Here is an 18,382-nt window from a genome sequence, read left to right on the forward strand (position 1 = left end):
GGGGTCGTGAGTGAGCGACTTTGGCCCAGCGGTGCCGCGACGGCGATCGGCTCGATGCCGGGTACCGATCCCGCGGAGGCGGCGGCGATCGTGTTCGGTGAGCTGCCCGACTTTCCCCATCTGCCCGAGCTGCCGGCTCGCGGCGTCGGAGCGGACATGCTCGGCCGGACCGCCGCGCTGCTGGTCGACCTGGCCGTCGACGTCGTACCCAGCGGTTATCGCGTCGCGGACAGGCCCGGCCACGAGCACCGCCGGGCCGTCGACCTGCTTCGCTGGGATCTCGACGCGGTGCAGGAGGCGCGGGAAAAGGCCGGCGTCGCCCCTCCGGTCTTCAAGGTTCAACTGGCGGGGCCGTGGACGCTGGGAGCCGGCATCGAGCTGCCCCGCGGCCATCGGGTGCTGACCGATCGCGGGGCGTTGCGAGACTTCACGTCGTCTCTGTTGGACGGCCTCGTCGGGCACGTCGCTGAAGTGCAGGCGCGGACCGGAGCGCCGGTGGTCATCCAGTTCGACGAGCCGTCGTTGCCCGCGGTGCTGGCCGGCGGGCTGCCGACGCCGTCCGGTTATGGGAACGTCCCGGCGGTTCCGGCGCCTGAGGCCCGGCACCTGCTCACCACGATGATCGAGGGTGCCCGGCGGATCACCGGCCGGCCGGTGATCCTGCACTGTTGCGCCGCGAAACCGCCGCTCGGTCTGCTGCGCGAGGCCGGTGCGGATGCCCTGGCGTTCGATCTCGCCGCGCTCGGTGGTGCGTCCGCCGCATTCCTCGACGAGATCGGCGAAGTCTGGGACGGCGGGGCGACGCTGTTCCTCGGCGCGGTGCCGGCAACGGCTCCCGGGTCTCCGCCGAGCTTGCAGGACGTGGGCGAGCCGGCGTTCCGGCTGGCCGACCGGCTCGGCTTCAACCGCAGCGTCCTCGCCGAACGGGCGGTGCCCACCCCCGCCTGCGGCCTCGCCGGCGCGACGCCGGAATGGATGCGCCGTGCGCTCGCGCTGACCCGCGATCTCGGCAAAGCCTTCGTGGAGCCGCCGGAAGGCTGGTGACCGAAATCCGGCAACGGGCCGACGTCCGTCCCGGCCGGCCAGTAGCGTGTCGGATAGCCGACCGAATGAGGACCTTTCCTGACCATGCGCCTGTTCCGACGCAAGAACACCGTCGCCGATCCGCCCGACCCGCGGACCGCGTGGCCCGAGCAGCACGTGCCGGAGGACCCGGCGGCCGCCGCGGAAGCGTTCTGGCATGGCTGGTTCGACCTGCTGCCGATGGTCAGTGCGGCGCTGGGCGAGGGCGAGCCGCATCGTGTCGAGCATGAGCTCTGCCAGCTCGTCGAGGCGCTGCACCCGCGGCTGCACTTCTCGCTCGAGCGTGGCCGCCAGGCGATCTACGCCCTCGTCGTGACCGGTCAGGAGGATCCGGCCCTGCGGCCGTTCACCGACGCGTGGCGGGCTGCCGCTCCGCCGGACGACGCCATTTGGGAGTACCACGACTCGGTTCCGGCCGTGCCCGATCCGACCGGGGTCACGGTGAACCTCGGCGAGCACCGGATCGCGCTGGCCGATGTCCGGGTCGCCGTCCAGGTGGACGACGACGAGCACGTGGTCGACGTCGCCGTCTTCCACCCCGGATTCGGCGACCTCGACGAAGCCACCCGGCAGACCATGACGTTCTTGCCTCTCGATGCGACATTGGGTGAACGGCTCGCCGCCGAACGGTTACGGCGTGTGGAGACCGCGGAGGCCGAGCCCGCCGGTGCGATCACCCTTCTGGAGTTCCGTGAACTGGTCCGCGGGCTGGCCGGTGGACCGGACGAAAATGTCGGTACCTCCGGCTAGGGTTACCACCCGTGAGCAGCACCGAACTTCCCCAGGACCAGGTTGCGGCGGTCGACGCCCCGGTGGCCGCGGAGGACGTCACCGACGTCCCGGCCGACGTTCGCGAGCGGCACAATGCCCTCGCCGAGGAAGTGCGCGATCACCAGTACCGCTACTACGTCCTGGACTCGCCGATCATCTCCGACGGGCAGTTCGACGAGCTCCTGGGCGAACTGCAGCGGCTCGAGGACGAGCACCCCGCACTGGTGACGCCCGAGTCGCCGACTCAGCAGGTCGGCGGCACGTTCTCGACCGACTTCACCCCGCACGACCACCTCGAGCGCATGCTCAGCCTGGACAACGTGTTCGACCAGGACGAATTCCTGGCCTGGCTGGATCGCGTCGAGAAGGAGGTCGGGCGCACCGAGTTCCTCGCCGAGCTGAAGATCGACGGCCTGGCGATCAACCTCCTGTACGAAAACGGCCACCTGACGCGGGGGCTCACGCGCGGCGACGGCCGGACCGGTGACGACGTCACGCTCAACGTCCGCGCCCTCGACCAGGTGCCGCAGACGCTGACCGGCACCGACCAGTTCCCGGTGCCCGCCCTGGTCGAGGTGCGTGGCGAGGTCTACTTCCGCGTCGAGGACTTCCTCGAGCTGAACGCGAAGATGGTCGAAGCCGGCAAGCCGCCGTATGCGAACCCGCGCAACACCGCGGCCGGGTCCCTGCGGCAGAAGGATCCCAAGATCACTCGCGAGCGTCGTCTGCGGCTGATCTGCCACGGCCTCGGCAAACGCGAAGGCTTCGAGCCCCAGCGTCAGTCGGAGGCCTATGACGCGCTGGCCGCGTGGGGGCTTCCGGTGTCGCCGTACAGCAAGGTCCTCACTTCGGCCGAGGAGCTCACCGCGCACATCGCCTACTGGGGCGAGCACCGGCACGACGCCGAGCACGAAATCGACGGCGTGGTCATCAAGGTCGACCAGGTGGCGCTGCAGCGGCGGCTGGGCACGACGTCGCGCGCGCCGCGGTGGGCGATCGCGTACAAGTACCCGCCGGAAGAGGCGATCACCACGCTGCTGGACATCCAGGTCGGCGTCGGGCGCACCGGGCGGGTGACCCCCTTCGCGGTCACCGAGCCGGTCACGGTCGCGGGATCGACCGTGGCCAGGGCCACCCTCCACAACCAGGAGGAGGTCAAGCGCAAGGGCGTGCTCATCGGCGACCGGATCGTCATCCGGAAGGCCGGCGACGTCATCCCCGAGGTCCTCGGACCGGTGGTCGACGCGCGCACCGGCGACGAACGCGAGTTCGTCATGCCCACCCACTGCCCGGAATGCGGCACCGAGCTCGCCTATCAGAAAGAAGGCGACAAGGACATCCGCTGTCCGAACACCCGGTTCTGCCCCGCGCAGCTGCGGGAGCGGCTCTTCCACCTGGCCGGGCGTGGCGCCTTCGACATCGAGGTCCTCGGGTACGAGGCGGCCGTCGCACTGCTCGACGCGCGAGTGGTCGCCGACGAGGGCGACGTCTTCGACCTGAACGAGGACAGCCTCGCCGAGGTCGAGCTGTTCCGCACCAAGGCGGGCGAGCTGTCGGCGAACGCGCGGAAGCTGCTCGCCAACCTCGACACGGCCAAGGATCGGCCGTTGTGGAAGGTGCTGGTCGCCCTGTCGATCCGGCACGTCGGGCCGACCGCGGCGCAGGCGCTGGCCAGGGAGTTCGGCTCGATCGAGCGGATCGAGCAGGCCACCGAGGAGGAGCTGGCCGACGTCGACGGCGTCGGCCCGACCATCGCCCGCGCGACGCGCGAGTGGTTCGAGGTGGGCTGGCACCGCGAGATCGTCGAAAAGTGGCGACGCGCCGGCGTGCGGATGGAAGAGGAGCGCGACGACTCGATCCCGCGCAACCTCGAAGGCCTGTCGATCGTGGTGACGGGCTCGCTCGACGGGTTCTCCCGCGACGAAGCCAAGGAGGTCATCATGGCCCGCGGCGGTAAGGCCGCGGGGTCGGTCTCGAAGAAGACCGCGTTCGTCGTCGTCGGCGATTCGCCTGGTTCGAAATACGACAAGGCGGTGCAGCTCAAGGTGCCGGTGCTCGACGAAGGCGGTTTTCGCGTCCTGCTGGAGCAGGGTCCCGAGGCGGCGCGGGAGGTGGCGCTGCCGACCGGCGACGAGACTGCCGAAGAGGAGTCCGGGGGAACGGATGAGTGACGTCGAGATCCGGCCGCCCCGGCCGGAGGAGTACGCCGCGGCGGGCGAGGTCACGGTGCGGGCCTACGCCGTCGACGGTCACTTGGTCGCCGGCATCGGATACGACGTGGAGCTGCGCGATGTCGCGCGGCGGGTCCGGCAGGCCGAGGTGCTCGTCGCCGTCGACGAGACGGGGGAAGTGCTGGGCACCGTGACCGTCGTGCGTCCGGAATCCGACTACGCCGAGGTATCACGGCCCGGCGAGCTGGAGTTCCGGATGCTCGCGGTGGCGCCGTCGGCGCGTGGCCGTGGCATCGGTGAGGCCTTGACCAGGGCCGTGCTCGATCGCGCACGGGCGCTCGGCGCGCACAGGGTCGTACTGAGCAGCCAGGAAGGGATGCGCAGCGCGCACCGGCTCTACGAGCGGCTCGGCTTCACGCGCCTGGCCGAGCGGGACTGGCAGGTGCTTCCGCACGTCACCCTGATCGCCTATCAAATCGACGTCTGACCTGGGATCGGTCGGCGCTTGTCCCGTTTCCGACCACGCGTCAGCCGTCGAGGACGACCGCGACGATCCCGGCCAGGTGGGCGAGCCGGGCGACCTCGGCCGCGCGGAAGGCCGGGCCGCCGGGGCGCGCCACCAGGAGCGCTTTGCCCGGTTTGCCGAGCGGGGTCGCGGCCAGCTCCGTGCCGAGCTCTTTCCACGTTTCCGGGATCCAGGCTTCCTCGCCGTCGAGGACCGTCGCGCGTTCGAGCGGCAGCCAGGGCAGGTCGGTGATCGGCGTCTCAGGCGCCGCGCTGGACGAGGCCAGCCGGACCGCGCCGGTTTCGGAGTGTTCGACGATCATCGCCCAACCGGCCCGGACGATCCGCGGGACGCCCTCCGCCAGGATGTCGAGGCCGCTTTTGGGCTGCGCGGCGATCTCCTCGACGAGCTCGAGTTCACGGTGCGTGTCGAGCACGCCCGCGTAGGGACGGACCGCGTCCACTTCGACGCCTTCGACGCTCTCCGCCGCCGTGATGAGCGCGTCGGGCAGGCGGCCCGACGGCAGCTCGACCACCAGGTCGTCGACGGCGACGCCCGTGCCGCGCTCGACGACGTCCACGCTGAGGATGTCGGCGCCTACCGTGCCGAGGGCCGTGGCGACCGCGCCGAGGGTCCCCGGGCTGTCCGGAAGGATGACCCGGATCAGGAACGACACCACGCGCCCCTCTCACCTCTGGCGTCCCAGCCTTGCCGTGGGACGCTCGATGCCGGTCGCCGATTGTGACAGACCCACCCGGCTCGCGGGACCCGCTGTCCGCCGGGCGGGATGTGAGCGTCGCCGGACGGCAGCCGGCCTGCGCCGGGCGTAACCCAGTCGAGTCCGCCCGCGTCGCCACCATAGACTTGCAGCTTCCGAGACAACCCGCACAGCACAACCCGGGAGTCACCCGCGTGCCCAACATTTCCCGAGACGAGGTCGCGCACCTCGCGAAGCTGGCCAGGCTGGCCGTGACCGACGACGAGCTCGACGTCTTCGCCGGCCAGCTCGACCAGATCCTGGACTCGGTGGCCAAGGTGAGCGAGGTCGCCGCCGAAGACGTGCCGCCGACGTCGCACGCCGTGCCGCTGACGAACGTCTTCCGACAGGACGTCGTCGTCCCCGGGCTCTCGCAGCAGCAGGCGCTGGCCGGGGCGCCGGCCGCCGAAGACGGCCGGTTCCGGGTGCCGCGGATTCTGGGGGAAGAGCAGTGACCGAGCTCATCAAGCTGACCGCCGCGGAGCTGGCGGGGAAGATCCACGCGCGCGAGGTGTCCGCGGTCGAGGTCGCGCAGGCCCACCTGGACCGGATCGCCGAGGTCGACGACCACATCCACGCGTTCCTGCACGTCGACACCGAGGGCGCGCTGGCCGCGGCCAAGAAGGTCGACGAGGGGATCGCGGAGGGCAAGGCGCCCGCGTCGCCGCTGGCCGGCGTGCCGCTCGCGCTCAAGGACGTCCTGACCACCGAGGGCGTGCCGACGACCTGTGGTTCGAAAACGCTCGAAGGCTGGATCCCGCCGTACGACGCGACGGTGACGCGCAAGCTGCGCGAGGCCGGTGTCGTCATCCTCGGCAAGACGAACATGGACGAGTTCGCCATGGGCTCGTCGACCGAGAACTCGGCGTACGGCCCGACGCACAACCCGTGGGACCACGCCCGCATCCCGGGCGGGTCGGGCGGTGGCTCGTCGGCGTCGATCGCGGCGTTCGAAGCCGCCATCGCCATCGGCACCGACACCGGCGGGTCGATCCGGCAGCCGGGTGCCGTCACCGGCACCGTCGGCGTCAAGCCGACCTACGGCGGTGTGTCGCGCTACGGCCTTGTCGCTTTTTCGTCCTCGCTCGACCAGGCCGGGCCCTGTGCGCGGACGGTGTTCGACGCCGCCCTGCTGCACGAGGTCATCGCCGGGTACGACCCGCGCGACTCGACCTCCATCGACGCGCCGGTGCCGCCGGTCGTCGCCGCTGCCCGGCAGGGCATGACGGGTGACCTGAAGGGCGTCAAGGTCGGCGTCGTGAAGGAGTTCGGCGGCGAGGGCTACCAGCCGGGTGTCGAGCGGTCGTTCCAGGCAGCGGTCGAGCAGCTGCGGGCACTGGGCGCCGAGGTCGTCGAGGTCTCTTGTCCGCATTTCGTCTACGCGCTGCCCGCGTACTACCTGATCGCGCCGAGCGAGTGCTCGTCGAACCTCGCCCGGTTCGACGCCATGCGCTACGGCCTGCGCGTCGCCGACGACGGTACGCACAGCGCCGAAGAGGTCATGTCGCTGACGCGTGAGAAGGGCTTCGGCGCCGAGGTCAAGCGGCGGATCATGCTCGGCACCTACGCGTTGTCGTCCGGCTACTACGACGCCTACTACGGCTCGGCGCAGAAGGTTCGCACGCTAATCACGCGTGACTTCGACGCCGCCTTCGAGAAGGTCGATGTCCTCGTTTCGCCCACGACGCCGACCACGGCGTTCAAGATCGGCGAGCGCGTCGACGACCCGATGGCGATGTACCTCGCCGACCTGTGCACGATCCCGTCGAACCTCGCCGGCAACGCCGCGATGAGCGTGCCGAGCGGGCTGTCCGACGAGGATGGGCTGCCGGTCGGCCTGCAGATCATGGCCCCGGCGCTCGCCGACGACCGGCTCTACCGGGTCGGCGCCGCCTACGAGGCCGCCCGCGACGCCGCCGCCGGCGGGGCGCTCATCCACAAGGTCCCGGAGCTGGGAGGAACGAAGTGACTGCCGTGGCCGAGTTGATGGACTACGCCGACGTCGTCGAGCGGTTCGACCCGGTGCTCGGGCTCGAGGTGCACGTCGAGCTGAACACGAACACGAAGATGTTCTGCGGCTGCCCGAACGAGTTCGGTGGCGAGCCGAACACGAAGGTCTGCCCGACCTGCCTGGGGCTGCCCGGCGCGCTGCCGGCGGTCAACGGCAAAGCCGTCGAGGGGGCCATCCGGATCGGTCTCGCGCTGAACTGCGAGATCGCCGAGTGGTGCCGGTTCGCCCGGAAGAACTACTTCTACCCGGACATGCCGAAGAACTTCCAGACTTCGCAGTACGACGAGCCGATCGCCTTCAACGGCTACCTCGACGTCACGCTCGACGACGGCGAGGTCGTGCGCGTGGAGATCGAGCGCGCGCACATGGAGGAGGACACCGGCAAGTCGCTGCACGTCGGCGGCGCCACCGGCCGGATCCACGGCGCCGAGCACTCGCTGCTCGACTACAACCGGGCCGGCGTGCCGTTGATCGAAATCGTGACGAAGCCGATCACCGGGACCGGCAAGCGGGCGCCCGAGGTCGCGCGGGCTTACGTGAGCGCGTTGCGGGACCTGCTGCGAGCGCTCGACGTGTCCGACGTCCGGATGGACCAGGGCTCGCTGCGGTGCGACGCGAACGTCTCGCTGATGGCGAAGGACGCGACCGAGTTCGGCACCCGAACCGAGACGAAGAACGTCAACTCGCTGCGCAGCGTCGAGCGCGCGGTCCGTTACGAGATGACGCGGCAGGCGGCGATCCTCGCCGAGGGCGGCTCGATCAAGCAGGAGACGCGGCACTTCCAGGAGGCCGACGGCACCACGTCGTCCGGCCGGACGAAAGAGACCGCCGAGGACTACCGGTACTTCCCGGAACCCGACCTGGTCCCGATCGCGCCGTCGCGCGAATGGGTCGAGGAGCTGCGCGGCACGCTGCCCGAGATGCCGTCGGAGCGGCGGAAGCGGATTCAGAAGGAGTGGTCGCTTTCCGACGAAGCCCTGCGTGACCTGCTGAACGTCGGCGCTGTCGACCTCGTCGCGGCCACGGTCGACGCCGGCGCGTCGCCGGACGAGGCCCGCGGCTGGTGGGTCAACACCCTCGCCCAGGAGGCCAACGCCCGCGAGGTCGAGCTGGCCGAGCTGACGATCACCCCGGCCCAGGTGGCCGAGGTGATCGGGCTGGTCACCTCCGGCGAGCTGACGAACAAGCTGGCGAAGGAAGTCGTCCAGGGTGTGCTCGCCGGCGAGGGCGAGCCGCGCGAGGTCGTCGAGAAGCGGGGGCTGAAGGTCGTCTCGGACGACTCGGCGCTGCTCGCGGCGATCGACGAGGCCCTGGCGGCGCAGCCGGACGTCGCGGACAAGATCCGCGGCGGCAAGGTCGCCGCGGCCGGCGCCATCGTGGGCGCGGTCATGAAGGCGACCAAGGGGCAGGCCGATGCCAAGCGGGTCCGCGAGCTGATCATCGAGCGCGTCGGTTCCTGACCGTTGTCTTTCTCTGTCAAAAGCGTCACCTGGCGCGAGTGGCTCGGGCTGGCGGCCGGGCTGCTCGCGCTGGGTTCGACGTTCCTCCCGTGGACCACGCTCAGCACCAACAAACCGGACATCGAGGTCGTCCTCTCGCAGCTGCCGCACAGTGACGTCGTCCGCGACGCGTGGCACTCGAGCTTCTTCGCGTGGTGCCCGCCGCTGCCGTTGTTGCTGGCCGGGCTGGTCGTGGTCGTCTTCGGGCGAATCCGGAACCTGCGGGTCAGCGGCCTGCCGCACCTGTGGCTGGTGGTCGCCGCGGCGGCGCTGCTGCTGATGGTGCTGGGCTGGGTCACCCTCGACTGGGAGTTCGACGCCGACCAGCGGGGCATCTTCGACGCCGCCGGGATCGCCATCGAGCCCGGGTTCGGCCGGTTCCTCGGATTGCTCGCCGCCCTCGCGTCGGGCGTTGTCGCTTTCTTGGACGTGCGGGCGATGCGCGCCGAGAGCCGGCAGCCGCGGAAACGGGCACCGCGCAGCAAGAGCCGCTGACCGCCCGCGCTCGTCGCTTGGAGCGCTTGGCGGGTTCGTCAAGGGGCTTGCCGTTCGTGAATTCATGGCGCCGGTACGGGCCGCGTCGCGCAGGGATGGTGACTCCCCGTTGTGTCCGTCACCGGGACGGCTGGGTCGTCCGTCCGGTTGATCGGCGCTGCTGACAACGTTGACATCGCGGTCGGCCGTTGCGTGAGAAAGCGCTTTCTGGAACGGTCGGAGGGGCGCAGCTCGTCGCGCGGATCGCCGTCGTGCGAGGTGGAAGAGGTGTCGGTCGCCGCTGCGGGGGCGCTGTCGCGAGGAAGGAGAGCCGGGTTGGCTCAGGGAAAGCGCTTACGGGTTGCCGTCGTCGGAACCGGGGCTATCGCGGACAGTCACCGGGCCGCCTACCAGGCCCACCACGAGGATGTCGACATCGTGGCCGCCGTGGATGTCGACGAGAGCCGCGTGCGGGCGTTCTGTGCCGAGACCGGGCAGGCCAAGCCGTACCTCGACCTCGACGCACTGCTCGCCGAGCAGGAGCCGGACCTCGTCTCGATCTGCACGCCGCCGGGCCTGCACGTCGAGCAGACCAAGAAGGCGCTCGAGAGCGGGGCCTGGGTCTGGTGCGAGAAGCCGCCGTGCCGGTCGCTCGCCGAATACGACGAGATGGCCGCCGCCGAACGGGAGGGCGGGCCGTATGTGTCCTTCGTGTTCCAGCAGCGGTTCGGGTCCGCCGCCACGCACTTCCGGACGCTGCTCGCGGATGGGGAACTCGGCCGTCCGCTCGTCGCCCACTGTCAGACCACCTGGTACCGCGATGCCGCCTACTACGCGGTCCCGTGGCGGGGGCGGTGGGAAACCGAGGGCGGCGGGCCGGCCATGGGCCACGGCATCCACCAGATGGATCTGCTGCTCCACCTGATCGGCGACTGGGCCGAGGTGCGCGCGATGACCGCGCGGCTGGTGCACGACGTCGAGACCGAGGACGTCTCCACCGCGGTCGTCCGGTTCGAGTCGGGCGCGCTCGCGACCGTCGTCAACAGTGTCCTGTCGCCGGACGAGGTGAGCCGGATCCGGATCGACTGCGAACACGCCACCGCCGAGCTGACCCACCTCTACGGGTACGGCGTCAAAGACTGGCGGTACACCCCCGCGCCGCACGTCGCCGAAGAGGCGGCGGCGCGCTGGCACACCCCGTCGGACGACGTCCCCAGCTCGCACGCTGCCGCGTTCACACCGGTCCTCGCCGCCTACCGGGCCGGGCGGCGGCCGCCGTGCAGCGGGGACGACGGGCGGCGCGTGCTCGAGTTCGTCGCCGCGCTCTACAAGTCCGCGTTCACCGGGGCCGGCGTGCGCCGCGGGGAGATCGGCCCCGGCGATGCCTTCTACCGGTCCATGGCCGGTGCCGAGACGGGAGCAGGAGCGTGAGCGCGGAGATCACGGTGACCCACCGGCACGGCGAGCACGTGGCCGTCGAGGCGGACGGCGTCCGGCTGATGTCCTATGTGTACAAGCCCGATCCGGTGGCCTACGAGTCCCGCAAGCCCTACGTCCACCCGATCCGGACCCTCGGCGGCCGGAACGTCAGCGGCTACCGCCCGTCCGACCACCGGTGGCACAAGGGCCTGCAGATGACGGCGAGCCACCTGTCGGGCCAGAACTTCTGGGGCGGCCACACCTACGTCCCCGGCGACTGGTACCGGGAGCTGCCCGACCGCATCGGCTCGATGCGGCACGACGAGTTCGCCGACTTCACCGTCGGCCGCGACCGGCTGGCCTTCACCGAACAGCTGACCTGGGTCGCCAACGGCGGCGACGAGTGGGCGCGGGAGCGGCGTGACATCGCCGTCCACTCGGTCGAGCCGGACAACGGGGCGTGGACGCTCGACTGGGGGATCGAGCTGACCAACATCCGCGACACCCCGCTCGAGTTCGGCAGCCCGACCACCGCCGGCCGCGAGCTGGCCGGGTACACCGGCCTGCACTGGCGTGGGCCCCGGGACTTCGGCGGCGGCCGGGTGCTCGGGCCCGGCGATCTCGAGGGCGAGGAGATGATGGGCGCGCAGGCGCCGTGGCTGGCCTTCGTCGGCGAGCACGACGACGTCGACGCGCATTCGACGCTCGTCTTCGCCCACGCGCCCGAGAACGACAAGGCGATCCACGAGTCGCACTGGTTCGTCCGGTCCGGGGATCAGCCCATGGTCGCTTTCTCGTGGGCGTTTTTCGAGGAATTCGAACTGCCGCCGGGGGAGAGCTTCACCTACCGCTACCGGATCGTCGTCGCCGACGGCGCCTGGGACCGCGACCGGGTGACCCGCTACCTCGATGGGCACGGATGGTCATGAACGAGTTCCCGCTTCCGGGTGGCATCGGCGTCTCGCACCTGCGCGCCTACGATTGGGCGGCGGAGGACGGCGTCTGCGGCGGCAGCCCGCACGTCCACCTCGCCTGCACCGAGGCCTACGTCGTGACCGGCGGCCGGGGTGCCGTCCAGACGCTGAGCGCCGGCGGCTACGCGGAGACGCCCCTGGAAGCCGGGGTGATCGCGTGGTTCGCGCCCGGCACCGTGCACCGGATGGTGCAGGACGACGGCCTGCGCGTCACCGTCCTCATGCAGAACAGCGGGCTGCCGGAGGCCGGGGACGCCGTCTTCACGTTCCCGCCCGACGTCCTCGCCGACCCGGCCGCCTACGCCGAGGCCGCGGCGTTGCCGAAAACCGACGACGCCGCGCGGCAGCGCCGTGACCTGGCCGTTCGTGGTTACCTGCCGTTGCGCGACGCCCTGCGTGACGGCGATCCCGAACCGTTGCGGGCCTTCCACCGTGCGGCCGTCGCGCTGGTCGCGCCGAAGGTCGCAGAGTGGGTACCGCGCTGGCAGGCCGGGGCGCTGAAGGCCGCGGAGCTCACCGGCGCGCACCTCAAGGCACTCGCCGACGGCGACGGCAGCCATCTCGAGCAGTCCGGCCTCCGGGTCGCGACGCCGTCGAACCCGGACGGCTACGGCATGTGCGGACGCCGCGCCGAATACGACATCCCGTGGGACGGATCCCCAAACCAGGAAGGCTTGCAGAGATGAACCAGTCCAGCATCGGAGTGTTGCTCAACGGGGTGACGGGCCGGATGGGCTACCGGCAGCACCTGCTCCGGTCGGTCCTGGCGATCCGCGAGGAGGGCGGCGTCCTCCTCCCGGACGGCAGCCGCGTGCAGCTCGAACCGGTCCTCGCCGGCCGCAACGCCGCGAAGCTCAAGGACCTCGCCGACCGGCACGGCCTGACGGCGTGGACGACCGACGCCGACTCCGCGCTCTCCGACGTCCAGATCTACTTCGACGCGCAGCTGACGTCGGCGCGCGAGCCGTCGGTGCGGGCGGCCATCGCCGCGGGCAAGCACGTCTACGCCGAAAAGCCGCTCGCCGAGACGTTGCCGGCGGCGCTGGAGCTGGCCGGGCTCGCGCGCGACGCCGGGATCTGCCACGGCGTCGTGCACGACAAGCTGTTCCTGCCCGGGCTGCGGAAGCTGCGGCGCCTGGTCGACGGCGGGTTCTTCGGCAGGATCCTGTCGGTGCGCGGCGAGTTCGGCTACTGGGTGTTCGAGGGCGACTGGCAGGAGGCGCAGCGCCCGAGCTGGAACTACCGCGCCGAGGACGGCGGCGGGATCGTGCTCGACATGTTCTGCCACTGGAACTACGTGCTCGAGAACCTCTTCGGCCGCGTTTCGGCGGTGACGGCGAAGGCGGTGACGCACATCCCGCGCCGCTGGGACGAACAGGGCGAGGCGTACGCGGCGACGGCGGACGACGCCGCGTACGGCATCTTCGAACTGGAGTCGGGGGTGATCGCGCAGATCAACTCGTCGTGGTCGACGCGCGTCTTCCGCGACGAGCTGGTCGAGTTCCAGGTCGACGGCACCGAGGGCAGCGCGGTCGCCGGCCTGCGGCGCTGCCGGGTCCAGCACCGCTCCGCGACGCCGAAGCCGGTGTGGAACCCGGACCTGCCGGCGACCGAGCCGTTCCGCGACCAGTGGCAGGAAGTCCCGGACAACACCGAGTTCGACAACGGCTTCAAGGCGCAGTGGGAGGAGTTCGTGCGGGACGTGGTCGCCGGACGGCAACACCGCTACGACTTCTACTCGGCCGCTCGGGGTCTGCAGCTCGCGGAGGCCGGGCTGACGTCGTCGGCGGAAGGGCGTCGGGTGGAGCTGAAGCCGCTGAGCTGACCGGCTGGGCTGACCTGGGGATGGTCGATTCCGGACCATCCCCAGGTCAGGCCCGGGTCAGTCCTTGCCGTTGCCGCCGCCGGACGTGGCCGGGGTGATCAGCACCACCCGGTCGTCGCTCGAGATCGGGTGGCCGCCGTCCTTGTTGACCGTGCCGGCCACCGCGACCTGCGGGTTGATCATGCTCATCCCGGCGAGCCGCCCGAACGTCGCCGGGGGCTTGCCGGTCTTGCCGTCGAGGCTGACCGTCGGCTTGCCGCTGATCGCGCCCTCCGCCGTCACCGGCAGGTTCTGCAGGTTCCCGGCCAGCGACGTGCCGATCGAGAGGGAGCCGTTCGCGTCGACGAAGTCGGCGCAGCCCGCGACGCCCGGTTTGTCCGGCCACGTCCACGCGGGCGTCGTCAGCGGCCGGCCCGCCTGCACCCGGTAGAGGGCGTCCTTGTCGGCGAGCCGGTCGGTGACCCAGACGCGGCCGCCGTCGGCCGACGCGCACAGCCCGCCCGGGGCGTGCAGCCCGGCCGCCACCGCCAGCGCGCCGTTCGGGTTGCCCGCCGCGGCCTTGCCGGACGTGTCGATCCGCAGCACCTTCCCGGCGAGCGAGTTGGGGTCGGCGGCGGCGTTCGGGTTGCCCGCGTCGCCGGTCGCGACGAGCAGCGCGCCGCGGTTGTCGGTGCTGATCACGCCGCGGTTGCCGGTCGCGCCCTTCGGGATGCCGGTGAGCACCGGCTTCGCGGGCTGGCCCTTGGCGAACCGCACGACCCGGTTGTCCGTCGCCGTCGTCACGTAGGCGAACACCAGCTGGTCCTCGACGTACGACGGCGAAAGCGCGAGTCCGGTCAGGCCGCCGTCGCCGGCCGCCTGGACGTCGAGCTTCGCGAAGTCCGTCGCGTCCTTGCCCGCGGTCGCGAGCAGGACCCGGCCGCTCTTGCGCTCGCCGGCCAACGCGCTCGGCGCCGAGCCGTCGCCCGGCAGGCCGGCCACCGCCGCGACGGTGTCCAGGCAGGTCGCGATCACCGACTGGTTGAAGTCCTTGCAGCCCTGGGGCGGCGGTATCGGCGCGCCCTGGGTCCCGGGCTGCATCTGCCTGCCGTCGCCGCCGGAGTCCTCGCCGGGACCGCGGACCTCGGGTGGCGACTCGGGGCTCGGCACGGGGGCGGGGCTGAACGTCTGGCCCGCCGCGGTGTCGTCGAACCGCGCGCACCCCGCGGGCAGCAGGACGCCGCAGGCCAAGATCGCCAGCAGGGTCGAGCGGTACCGGGTGCGCATGATCCCCCAGCCTAGGGGCCGGTGCGTGAACCATGGGTGAGTACTCCTCGATTACGTTGGGATCATGACGCTGACCGTGCTGGTGCCCGACGACGAGGGCCTGACCGTGCTCGCCGAGGTCCCGCGGGTCCTGCCGGTGCGCTACCAGTGGGGCGAGCCGGTGCCGGGGGAGGCTTCGAAGGCCGAGGTGCTCATCCCGGGCAAGCACCCGCCGGGCGAAGAGCTGTGGCGCACGCTGCCGAACCTCAAGCTGATCCAGCTGCTGTCCGCCGGCGCCGACGACTGGGTCGGCAAGGTGCCCGACGGCGTCCTGCTGTCCACCTGCCGGGGCGCGCAGGGCGGCAGCACCGCCGAGTGGGTCGTCGCGGTGCTGCTGGCGATGTACCGGAAGCTGGACGTCTTCGCCGCGGCGCAGCGCGAAGGCCGGTGGGAGCGGCAGACGGCGGACACGCTGCAGGGCAAACGGGTGCTCGTCATCGGCGCCGGCGACCTCGGGCAGCACCTGCGGCGCCGGCTGGAACCGTTCGAGGCGCGGTGCACGATGGTGGCCATGAACGCGCGGGAAGGCGTGCACGGCGTGCGCGAGCTGCCCGGGCTGCTCGGCCTGCACGACGTCGTGGTGCTGATGGTGCCGCTGACCTCGCGCACCCGCGGGATGGTCGACGCGGCGTTCCTGGCCGAGATGCGCGACGGCGCTGTCCTGGTCAACGCTTCGCGTGGCGCCGTCGTGGTCACGGACGCTTTGGTCGCCGAACTGACCACGGGCCGGCTGCGCGCCGCCCTCGACGTCACCGATCCTGAACCACCGCCGCCCGGGCACCCGCTGTGGACGGTGCCAGGTCTGGCCATGACGCCGCACGTCGGCGGGGCGGTGCGTGGGTCGCGAAGCCGTTCGTACGCGGTCGCGGCGGCGGAAATCGCCCGGTACGCCGGCGGCGAGCTGCCGGACAACCTGGTGCACGGGGAGTACTAGCGCGGCGGCTCGCCAGGTCAGCCCGCATCCCCTAACCTTCGCCCGTGAGCAGTGCAGACGACGTTTCGCAGCAGCCCACCAGCCTCCTGTCGGGTGTCGAGGACGATCGGCCGGACGACTCCCCGCGCCAGGGCGGGCTCGGCCTGGGCCTGCTGATCCTGCGACTGGCGCTCGGCGCGACCATGGGCGCACACGGTCTCCAGCACCTGTTCGGCCTGTTCGGCGGGCCGGGCATCGGCGGGTTCGCGCGGATGCTGGAGACGTTCGGCTACCACAAACAGACGACGCTGCTGTCGTGGATCACGGGCATCACGGAGCTTGGCGGCGGGGTCTTGGTGATCGTCGGGCTGTTCACGCCGCTGGCAGCGGCGGGCCTGCTCGGGGTCGCCGCCAACGCCGTGTACGCGAAGTTCCACGGCGGGTTCTTCGAGGGACAGGGCCAGGGTTTCGAGTTCGAGCTGCTGCTCGCGGCTTCGGCGCTGAGCCTGCTGTTCACCGGCGCCGGGCCGATCTCGCTGGAGCGGAACACGCCGTGGCGGAAGCGGCCGCTGCCGCTCGGGCTGGTCTCACTGCTGCTGGCCGCCGCGGCCGCTGTGGTGGTCATCGTCCTGACGCGGTAGGCCTTCGGCGGCCTGTGGACAACTCGGCTTCGCGGCGCCGGAATTGTCGGTGGCTGCCGGTAACGTTGAAATCGGGGGTCCCCCTCACGGCCGGGGCCCGAAAGCCTCGAAGGCCGCCCCGATCACCGAGGCGGCCTTCGGACGTTTCCTGGCTTACTTGTTCACGTCGCGGACCGCGCCAGTGTCCGCCGAGGTCGCCATCCGGGCGTACGCCCGCAGCGCCGCCGTCACCGGGCGCTGGCGGTCCTTCGGCTGCCATGGCCGCTCGGACGCCTCCATCTTCGCGCGGCGCTCGGCCAACACTGACTCGTCGACCAGCAGCTCCAACCGGCGCTCGTGGACGTCCAGCAGGATGCGGTCGCCGTTCTCCACCAGGCCGATCAGGCCGCCCGCTGCCGCCTCGGGGGAGATGTGACCCACCGAAATGCCCGATGATCCGCCCGAAAAGCGGCCGTCCGTGATCAACGCGCACTTCTTGCCCAGGCCCGAGCCCTTCAAGAACGCCGTCGGGTGCAGCATCTCCTGCATGCCCGGGCCGCCCGCCGGGCCCTCGTAGCGGATCACCAGCACCTCGCCCGGCTGGATCTCCTTCTTGAGGATCGCCGACACCGCCTCCTCCTGGCTCTCCAGCACCCGCGCCGGGCCCTCGAAGTGCCACAGGTCCTCGTCGATGCCCGCCGCCTTGATCACCGCGCCGTTCTCCGCGAGGTTGCCGCGCAGGATCGCCAGGCCGCCGTCCTTCGTGTACGCGTGCTCGACGTCGCGGATGCAGCCTCCCGCCGCGTCCGTGTCCAAAGAGGACCAGCGGTTCGACGTCGAGAACGCCTCCGTCGTGCGGACGCCGCCCGGCGCCGCGTGGAACAGCTCGACAGCCGCCGCGGAAGGCGACGAAGCCCGGATGTCCCACGCCGCCAGCCACGACTCCAGGTCGGGCGAGTGCACCGACCACACGTCGGTGTTCAGCAGCCCGCCGCGGTGCAGCTCGCCGAGGATCGCCGGGATGCCGCCGGCGCGGTGGACGTCCTCCATGTGGTAGTCGGAGTTCGGCGCCACCTTCGACAGGCACGGCACACGGCGGCCGATCGCGTCGATGTCCGCGATCGTGAAGTCGACCTCACCCTCCTGCGCCGCGGCGAGGATGTGCAGCACCGTGTTCGTCGAACCGCCCATCGCCATGTCCAGCGCCATCGCGTTCTCGAACGCCGCCTTCGACGCGATCGAGCGCGGCAGGACCGACGCGTCGTCCTGCTCGTACCAGCGGCGGCACAGCTCGACGACCGTCCGCCCGGCCTCCTCGAACAGCGCCCGGCGAGCCGCGTGCGTCGCCAGCGTCGAGCCATTGCCCGGCAGCGACAACCCCAGCGCCTCGGTGAGGCAGTTCATCGAGTTCGCGGTGAACATCCCCGAGCAGGAACCGCAGGTCGGGCAGGCCGAGCGCTCGACGATCGCGAGTCCGTCCTCGTCGACCTCCGGGCTCGCCGACGCCGCGATCGCGGTGATCAGGTCGGTCGGGGCCTGCGCGACGCCGCCCACCACCACGGCCTTGCCGGCCTCCATCGGGCCGCCCGAGACGAACACCACCGGGATGTTCAGGCGCATCGCCGCGTTCAGCATGCCCGGGGTGATCTTGTCGCAGTTGGAGATGCACACCAGCGCGTCGGCCTGGTGCGCGTTGACCATGTACTCCACCGAGTCGGCGATGATCTCGCGCGAAGGCAGCGAGTAGAGCATGCCGGAGTGACCCATCGCGATGCCGTCGTCGACGGCGATCGTGTGGAACTCGCGCGCGACGCCGCCCGCTTCCTTGACCGCGTCCGCGACGATCTCGCCGAGGTCCTTCAGGTGCACGTGACCCGGCACGAACTGCGTGTAGGAGTTGGCGATCGCCACGATCGGCTTGCCGAAGTCGCTGTCGGTCATGCCGGTGGCGCGCCAGAGCGAGCGCGCGCCCGCCGCGTTGCGGCCGTGGGTGGTGGTCCGGGAACGGAGAGCGGGCACGGGAACTCCCAGGTCAAAGGGTGGCCGGCGAATTTG

Annotated in this window: 17 protein-coding genes; 14 read left to right on the forward strand and 3 right to left on the reverse strand. The window is 71.2% G+C overall.

The window, feature by feature from the left end; all coding sequences use genetic code 11:
- The first annotated feature begins 6 nt into the window (after window positions 1–6).
- The 4 genes from AB0G28_RS20740 to AB0G28_RS20755 all read left to right on the forward strand — a co-directional run bounded on the left by AB0G28_RS20740 (window position 7) and on the right by AB0G28_RS20755 (window position 4,512).
- Window positions 7–1,044: a methionine synthase gene (locus AB0G28_RS20740; protein WP_361090985.1), complete on the forward strand. Its 1,038-nt coding sequence runs from the start codon at window positions 7–9 to the stop codon at window positions 1,042–1,044.
- Between the two features lie 84 nt (window positions 1,045–1,128).
- Window positions 1,129–1,833: a hypothetical protein gene (locus tag AB0G28_RS20745; RefSeq protein WP_361090988.1), complete on the forward strand. Its 705-nt coding sequence runs from the start codon at window positions 1,129–1,131 to the stop codon at window positions 1,831–1,833.
- An 11-nt stretch (window positions 1,834–1,844) separates the two neighbouring features.
- Window positions 1,845–4,025: an NAD-dependent DNA ligase LigA gene (gene ligA, locus AB0G28_RS20750; protein ID WP_361090991.1), complete on the forward strand. Its 2,181-nt coding sequence runs from the start codon at window positions 1,845–1,847 to the stop codon at window positions 4,023–4,025.
- Window positions 4,018–4,512, forward strand: coding sequence for a GNAT family N-acetyltransferase (locus AB0G28_RS20755; RefSeq protein ID WP_361090994.1), 495 nt, complete (start codon window positions 4,018–4,020; stop codon window positions 4,510–4,512). The genes ligA and AB0G28_RS20755 overlap by 8 nt, the downstream gene beginning before the upstream one ends.
- A gap of 40 nt (window positions 4,513–4,552) precedes the next feature.
- On the opposite strand, the gene AB0G28_RS20760 is transcribed toward AB0G28_RS20755, so the two are convergent.
- Window positions 4,553–5,206, reverse strand: coding sequence for an amino acid-binding protein (locus tag AB0G28_RS20760; protein WP_167441593.1), 654 nt, complete (start codon window positions 5,204–5,206; stop codon window positions 4,553–4,555).
- Between the two features lie 236 nt (window positions 5,207–5,442).
- Between AB0G28_RS20760 and gatC the strand changes: the two genes are divergently transcribed.
- The 8 genes from gatC to AB0G28_RS20800 all read left to right on the forward strand — a co-directional run bounded on the left by gatC (window position 5,443) and on the right by AB0G28_RS20800 (window position 13,489).
- Entirely contained in the window at window positions 5,443–5,742 is a 300-nt protein-coding gene (gene gatC, locus AB0G28_RS20765) for an Asp-tRNA(Asn)/Glu-tRNA(Gln) amidotransferase subunit GatC (protein WP_361090998.1), read from the forward strand.
- Window positions 5,739–7,256 (forward strand): Asp-tRNA(Asn)/Glu-tRNA(Gln) amidotransferase subunit GatA, encoded by a 1,518-nt coding sequence (gatA, locus tag AB0G28_RS20770; RefSeq protein WP_361091001.1) that lies wholly within the window; start codon window positions 5,739–5,741, stop codon window positions 7,254–7,256. Before gatC ends, gatA begins: the two co-directional genes overlap by 4 nt.
- The gene (gene gatB, locus AB0G28_RS20775; RefSeq protein WP_361091003.1) at window positions 7,253–8,758 is read left to right on the forward strand and encodes an Asp-tRNA(Asn)/Glu-tRNA(Gln) amidotransferase subunit GatB; all 1,506 of its coding nucleotides are present in this window, start codon (window positions 7,253–7,255) and stop codon (window positions 8,756–8,758) included. The genes gatA and gatB overlap by 4 nt, the downstream gene beginning before the upstream one ends.
- 3 nt (window positions 8,759–8,761) lie before the next feature.
- Window positions 8,762–9,292: a hypothetical protein gene (locus AB0G28_RS20780; protein WP_361091006.1), complete on the forward strand. Its 531-nt coding sequence runs from the start codon at window positions 8,762–8,764 to the stop codon at window positions 9,290–9,292.
- Between the two features lie 315 nt (window positions 9,293–9,607).
- Window positions 9,608–10,702, forward strand: coding sequence for a Gfo/Idh/MocA family oxidoreductase (locus AB0G28_RS20785; RefSeq protein WP_361091009.1), 1,095 nt, complete (start codon window positions 9,608–9,610; stop codon window positions 10,700–10,702).
- Window positions 10,699–11,619, forward strand: a complete 921-nt coding sequence (locus AB0G28_RS20790) for a PmoA family protein (RefSeq protein ID WP_361091012.1) — start codon at window positions 10,699–10,701, stop codon at window positions 11,617–11,619. Before AB0G28_RS20785 ends, AB0G28_RS20790 begins: the two co-directional genes overlap by 4 nt.
- Window positions 11,616–12,350, forward strand: a complete 735-nt coding sequence (locus tag AB0G28_RS20795; protein WP_361091015.1) for a cupin — start codon at window positions 11,616–11,618, stop codon at window positions 12,348–12,350. Before AB0G28_RS20790 ends, AB0G28_RS20795 begins: the two co-directional genes overlap by 4 nt.
- Complete coding sequence (locus tag AB0G28_RS20800) at window positions 12,347–13,489, forward strand: Gfo/Idh/MocA family oxidoreductase (RefSeq protein ID WP_361091018.1); 1,143 nt, start codon at window positions 12,347–12,349, stop codon at window positions 13,487–13,489. Before AB0G28_RS20795 ends, AB0G28_RS20800 begins: the two co-directional genes overlap by 4 nt.
- A gap of 57 nt (window positions 13,490–13,546) precedes the next feature.
- Here AB0G28_RS20800 and AB0G28_RS20805 read toward each other — a convergent pair whose 3' ends face one another.
- The gene (locus AB0G28_RS20805) at window positions 13,547–14,755 is read right to left on the reverse strand and encodes a PQQ-dependent sugar dehydrogenase (protein ID WP_361091021.1); all 1,209 of its coding nucleotides are present in this window, start codon (window positions 14,753–14,755) and stop codon (window positions 13,547–13,549) included.
- Between the two features lie 64 nt (window positions 14,756–14,819).
- On the opposite strand from AB0G28_RS20805, the gene AB0G28_RS20810 reads away from it, so the two are divergent.
- Both AB0G28_RS20810 and AB0G28_RS20815 read left to right on the forward strand, forming a co-directional pair.
- On the forward strand, window positions 14,820–15,728 hold the full coding sequence (locus tag AB0G28_RS20810; RefSeq protein ID WP_361091024.1) for an NAD(P)-dependent oxidoreductase: 909 nt from the start codon (window positions 14,820–14,822) through the stop codon (window positions 15,726–15,728).
- A 44-nt stretch (window positions 15,729–15,772) separates the two neighbouring features.
- On the forward strand, window positions 15,773–16,348 hold the full coding sequence (locus tag AB0G28_RS20815; RefSeq protein ID WP_361091027.1) for a DoxX family protein: 576 nt from the start codon (window positions 15,773–15,775) through the stop codon (window positions 16,346–16,348).
- 153 nt (window positions 16,349–16,501) lie between these two features.
- On the opposite strand, the gene ilvD is transcribed toward AB0G28_RS20815, so the two are convergent.
- Complete coding sequence (gene ilvD / locus AB0G28_RS20820; protein ID WP_361091030.1) at window positions 16,502–18,346, reverse strand: dihydroxy-acid dehydratase; 1,845 nt, start codon at window positions 18,344–18,346, stop codon at window positions 16,502–16,504.
- Window positions 18,347–18,382 lie beyond the last annotated feature (36 nt).

The sequence above is a fragment of the Amycolatopsis sp. NPDC021455 genome (assembly GCF_040640995.1).
Classification (GTDB): Bacteria; Actinomycetota; Actinomycetes; order Mycobacteriales; family Pseudonocardiaceae; genus Amycolatopsis.

Excerpts from the sequence above, each read along its gene's own strand:
- AB0G28_RS20745 (WP_361090988.1), top strand. The coding sequence starts at position 1,129 with ATGCGCCTGTTCCGACGCAAGAACACCGTCGCCGATCCGCCCGACCCG.
- AB0G28_RS20810 (WP_361091024.1), top strand. The coding sequence starts at position 14,820 with ATGACGCTGACCGTGCTGGTGCCCGACGACGAGGGCCTGACCGTGCTC.
- AB0G28_RS20755 (WP_361090994.1), top strand. The coding sequence starts at position 4,018 with ATGAGTGACGTCGAGATCCGGCCGCCCCGGCCGGAGGAGTACGCCGCG.
- AB0G28_RS20795 (WP_361091015.1), top strand. The coding sequence starts at position 11,616 with ATGAACGAGTTCCCGCTTCCGGGTGGCATCGGCGTCTCGCACCTGCGC.
- AB0G28_RS20805 (WP_361091021.1), bottom strand. The coding sequence starts at position 14,755 with ATGCGCACCCGGTACCGCTCGACCCTGCTGGCGATCTTGGCCTGCGGC.
- AB0G28_RS20800 (WP_361091018.1), top strand. The coding sequence starts at position 12,347 with ATGAACCAGTCCAGCATCGGAGTGTTGCTCAACGGGGTGACGGGCCGG.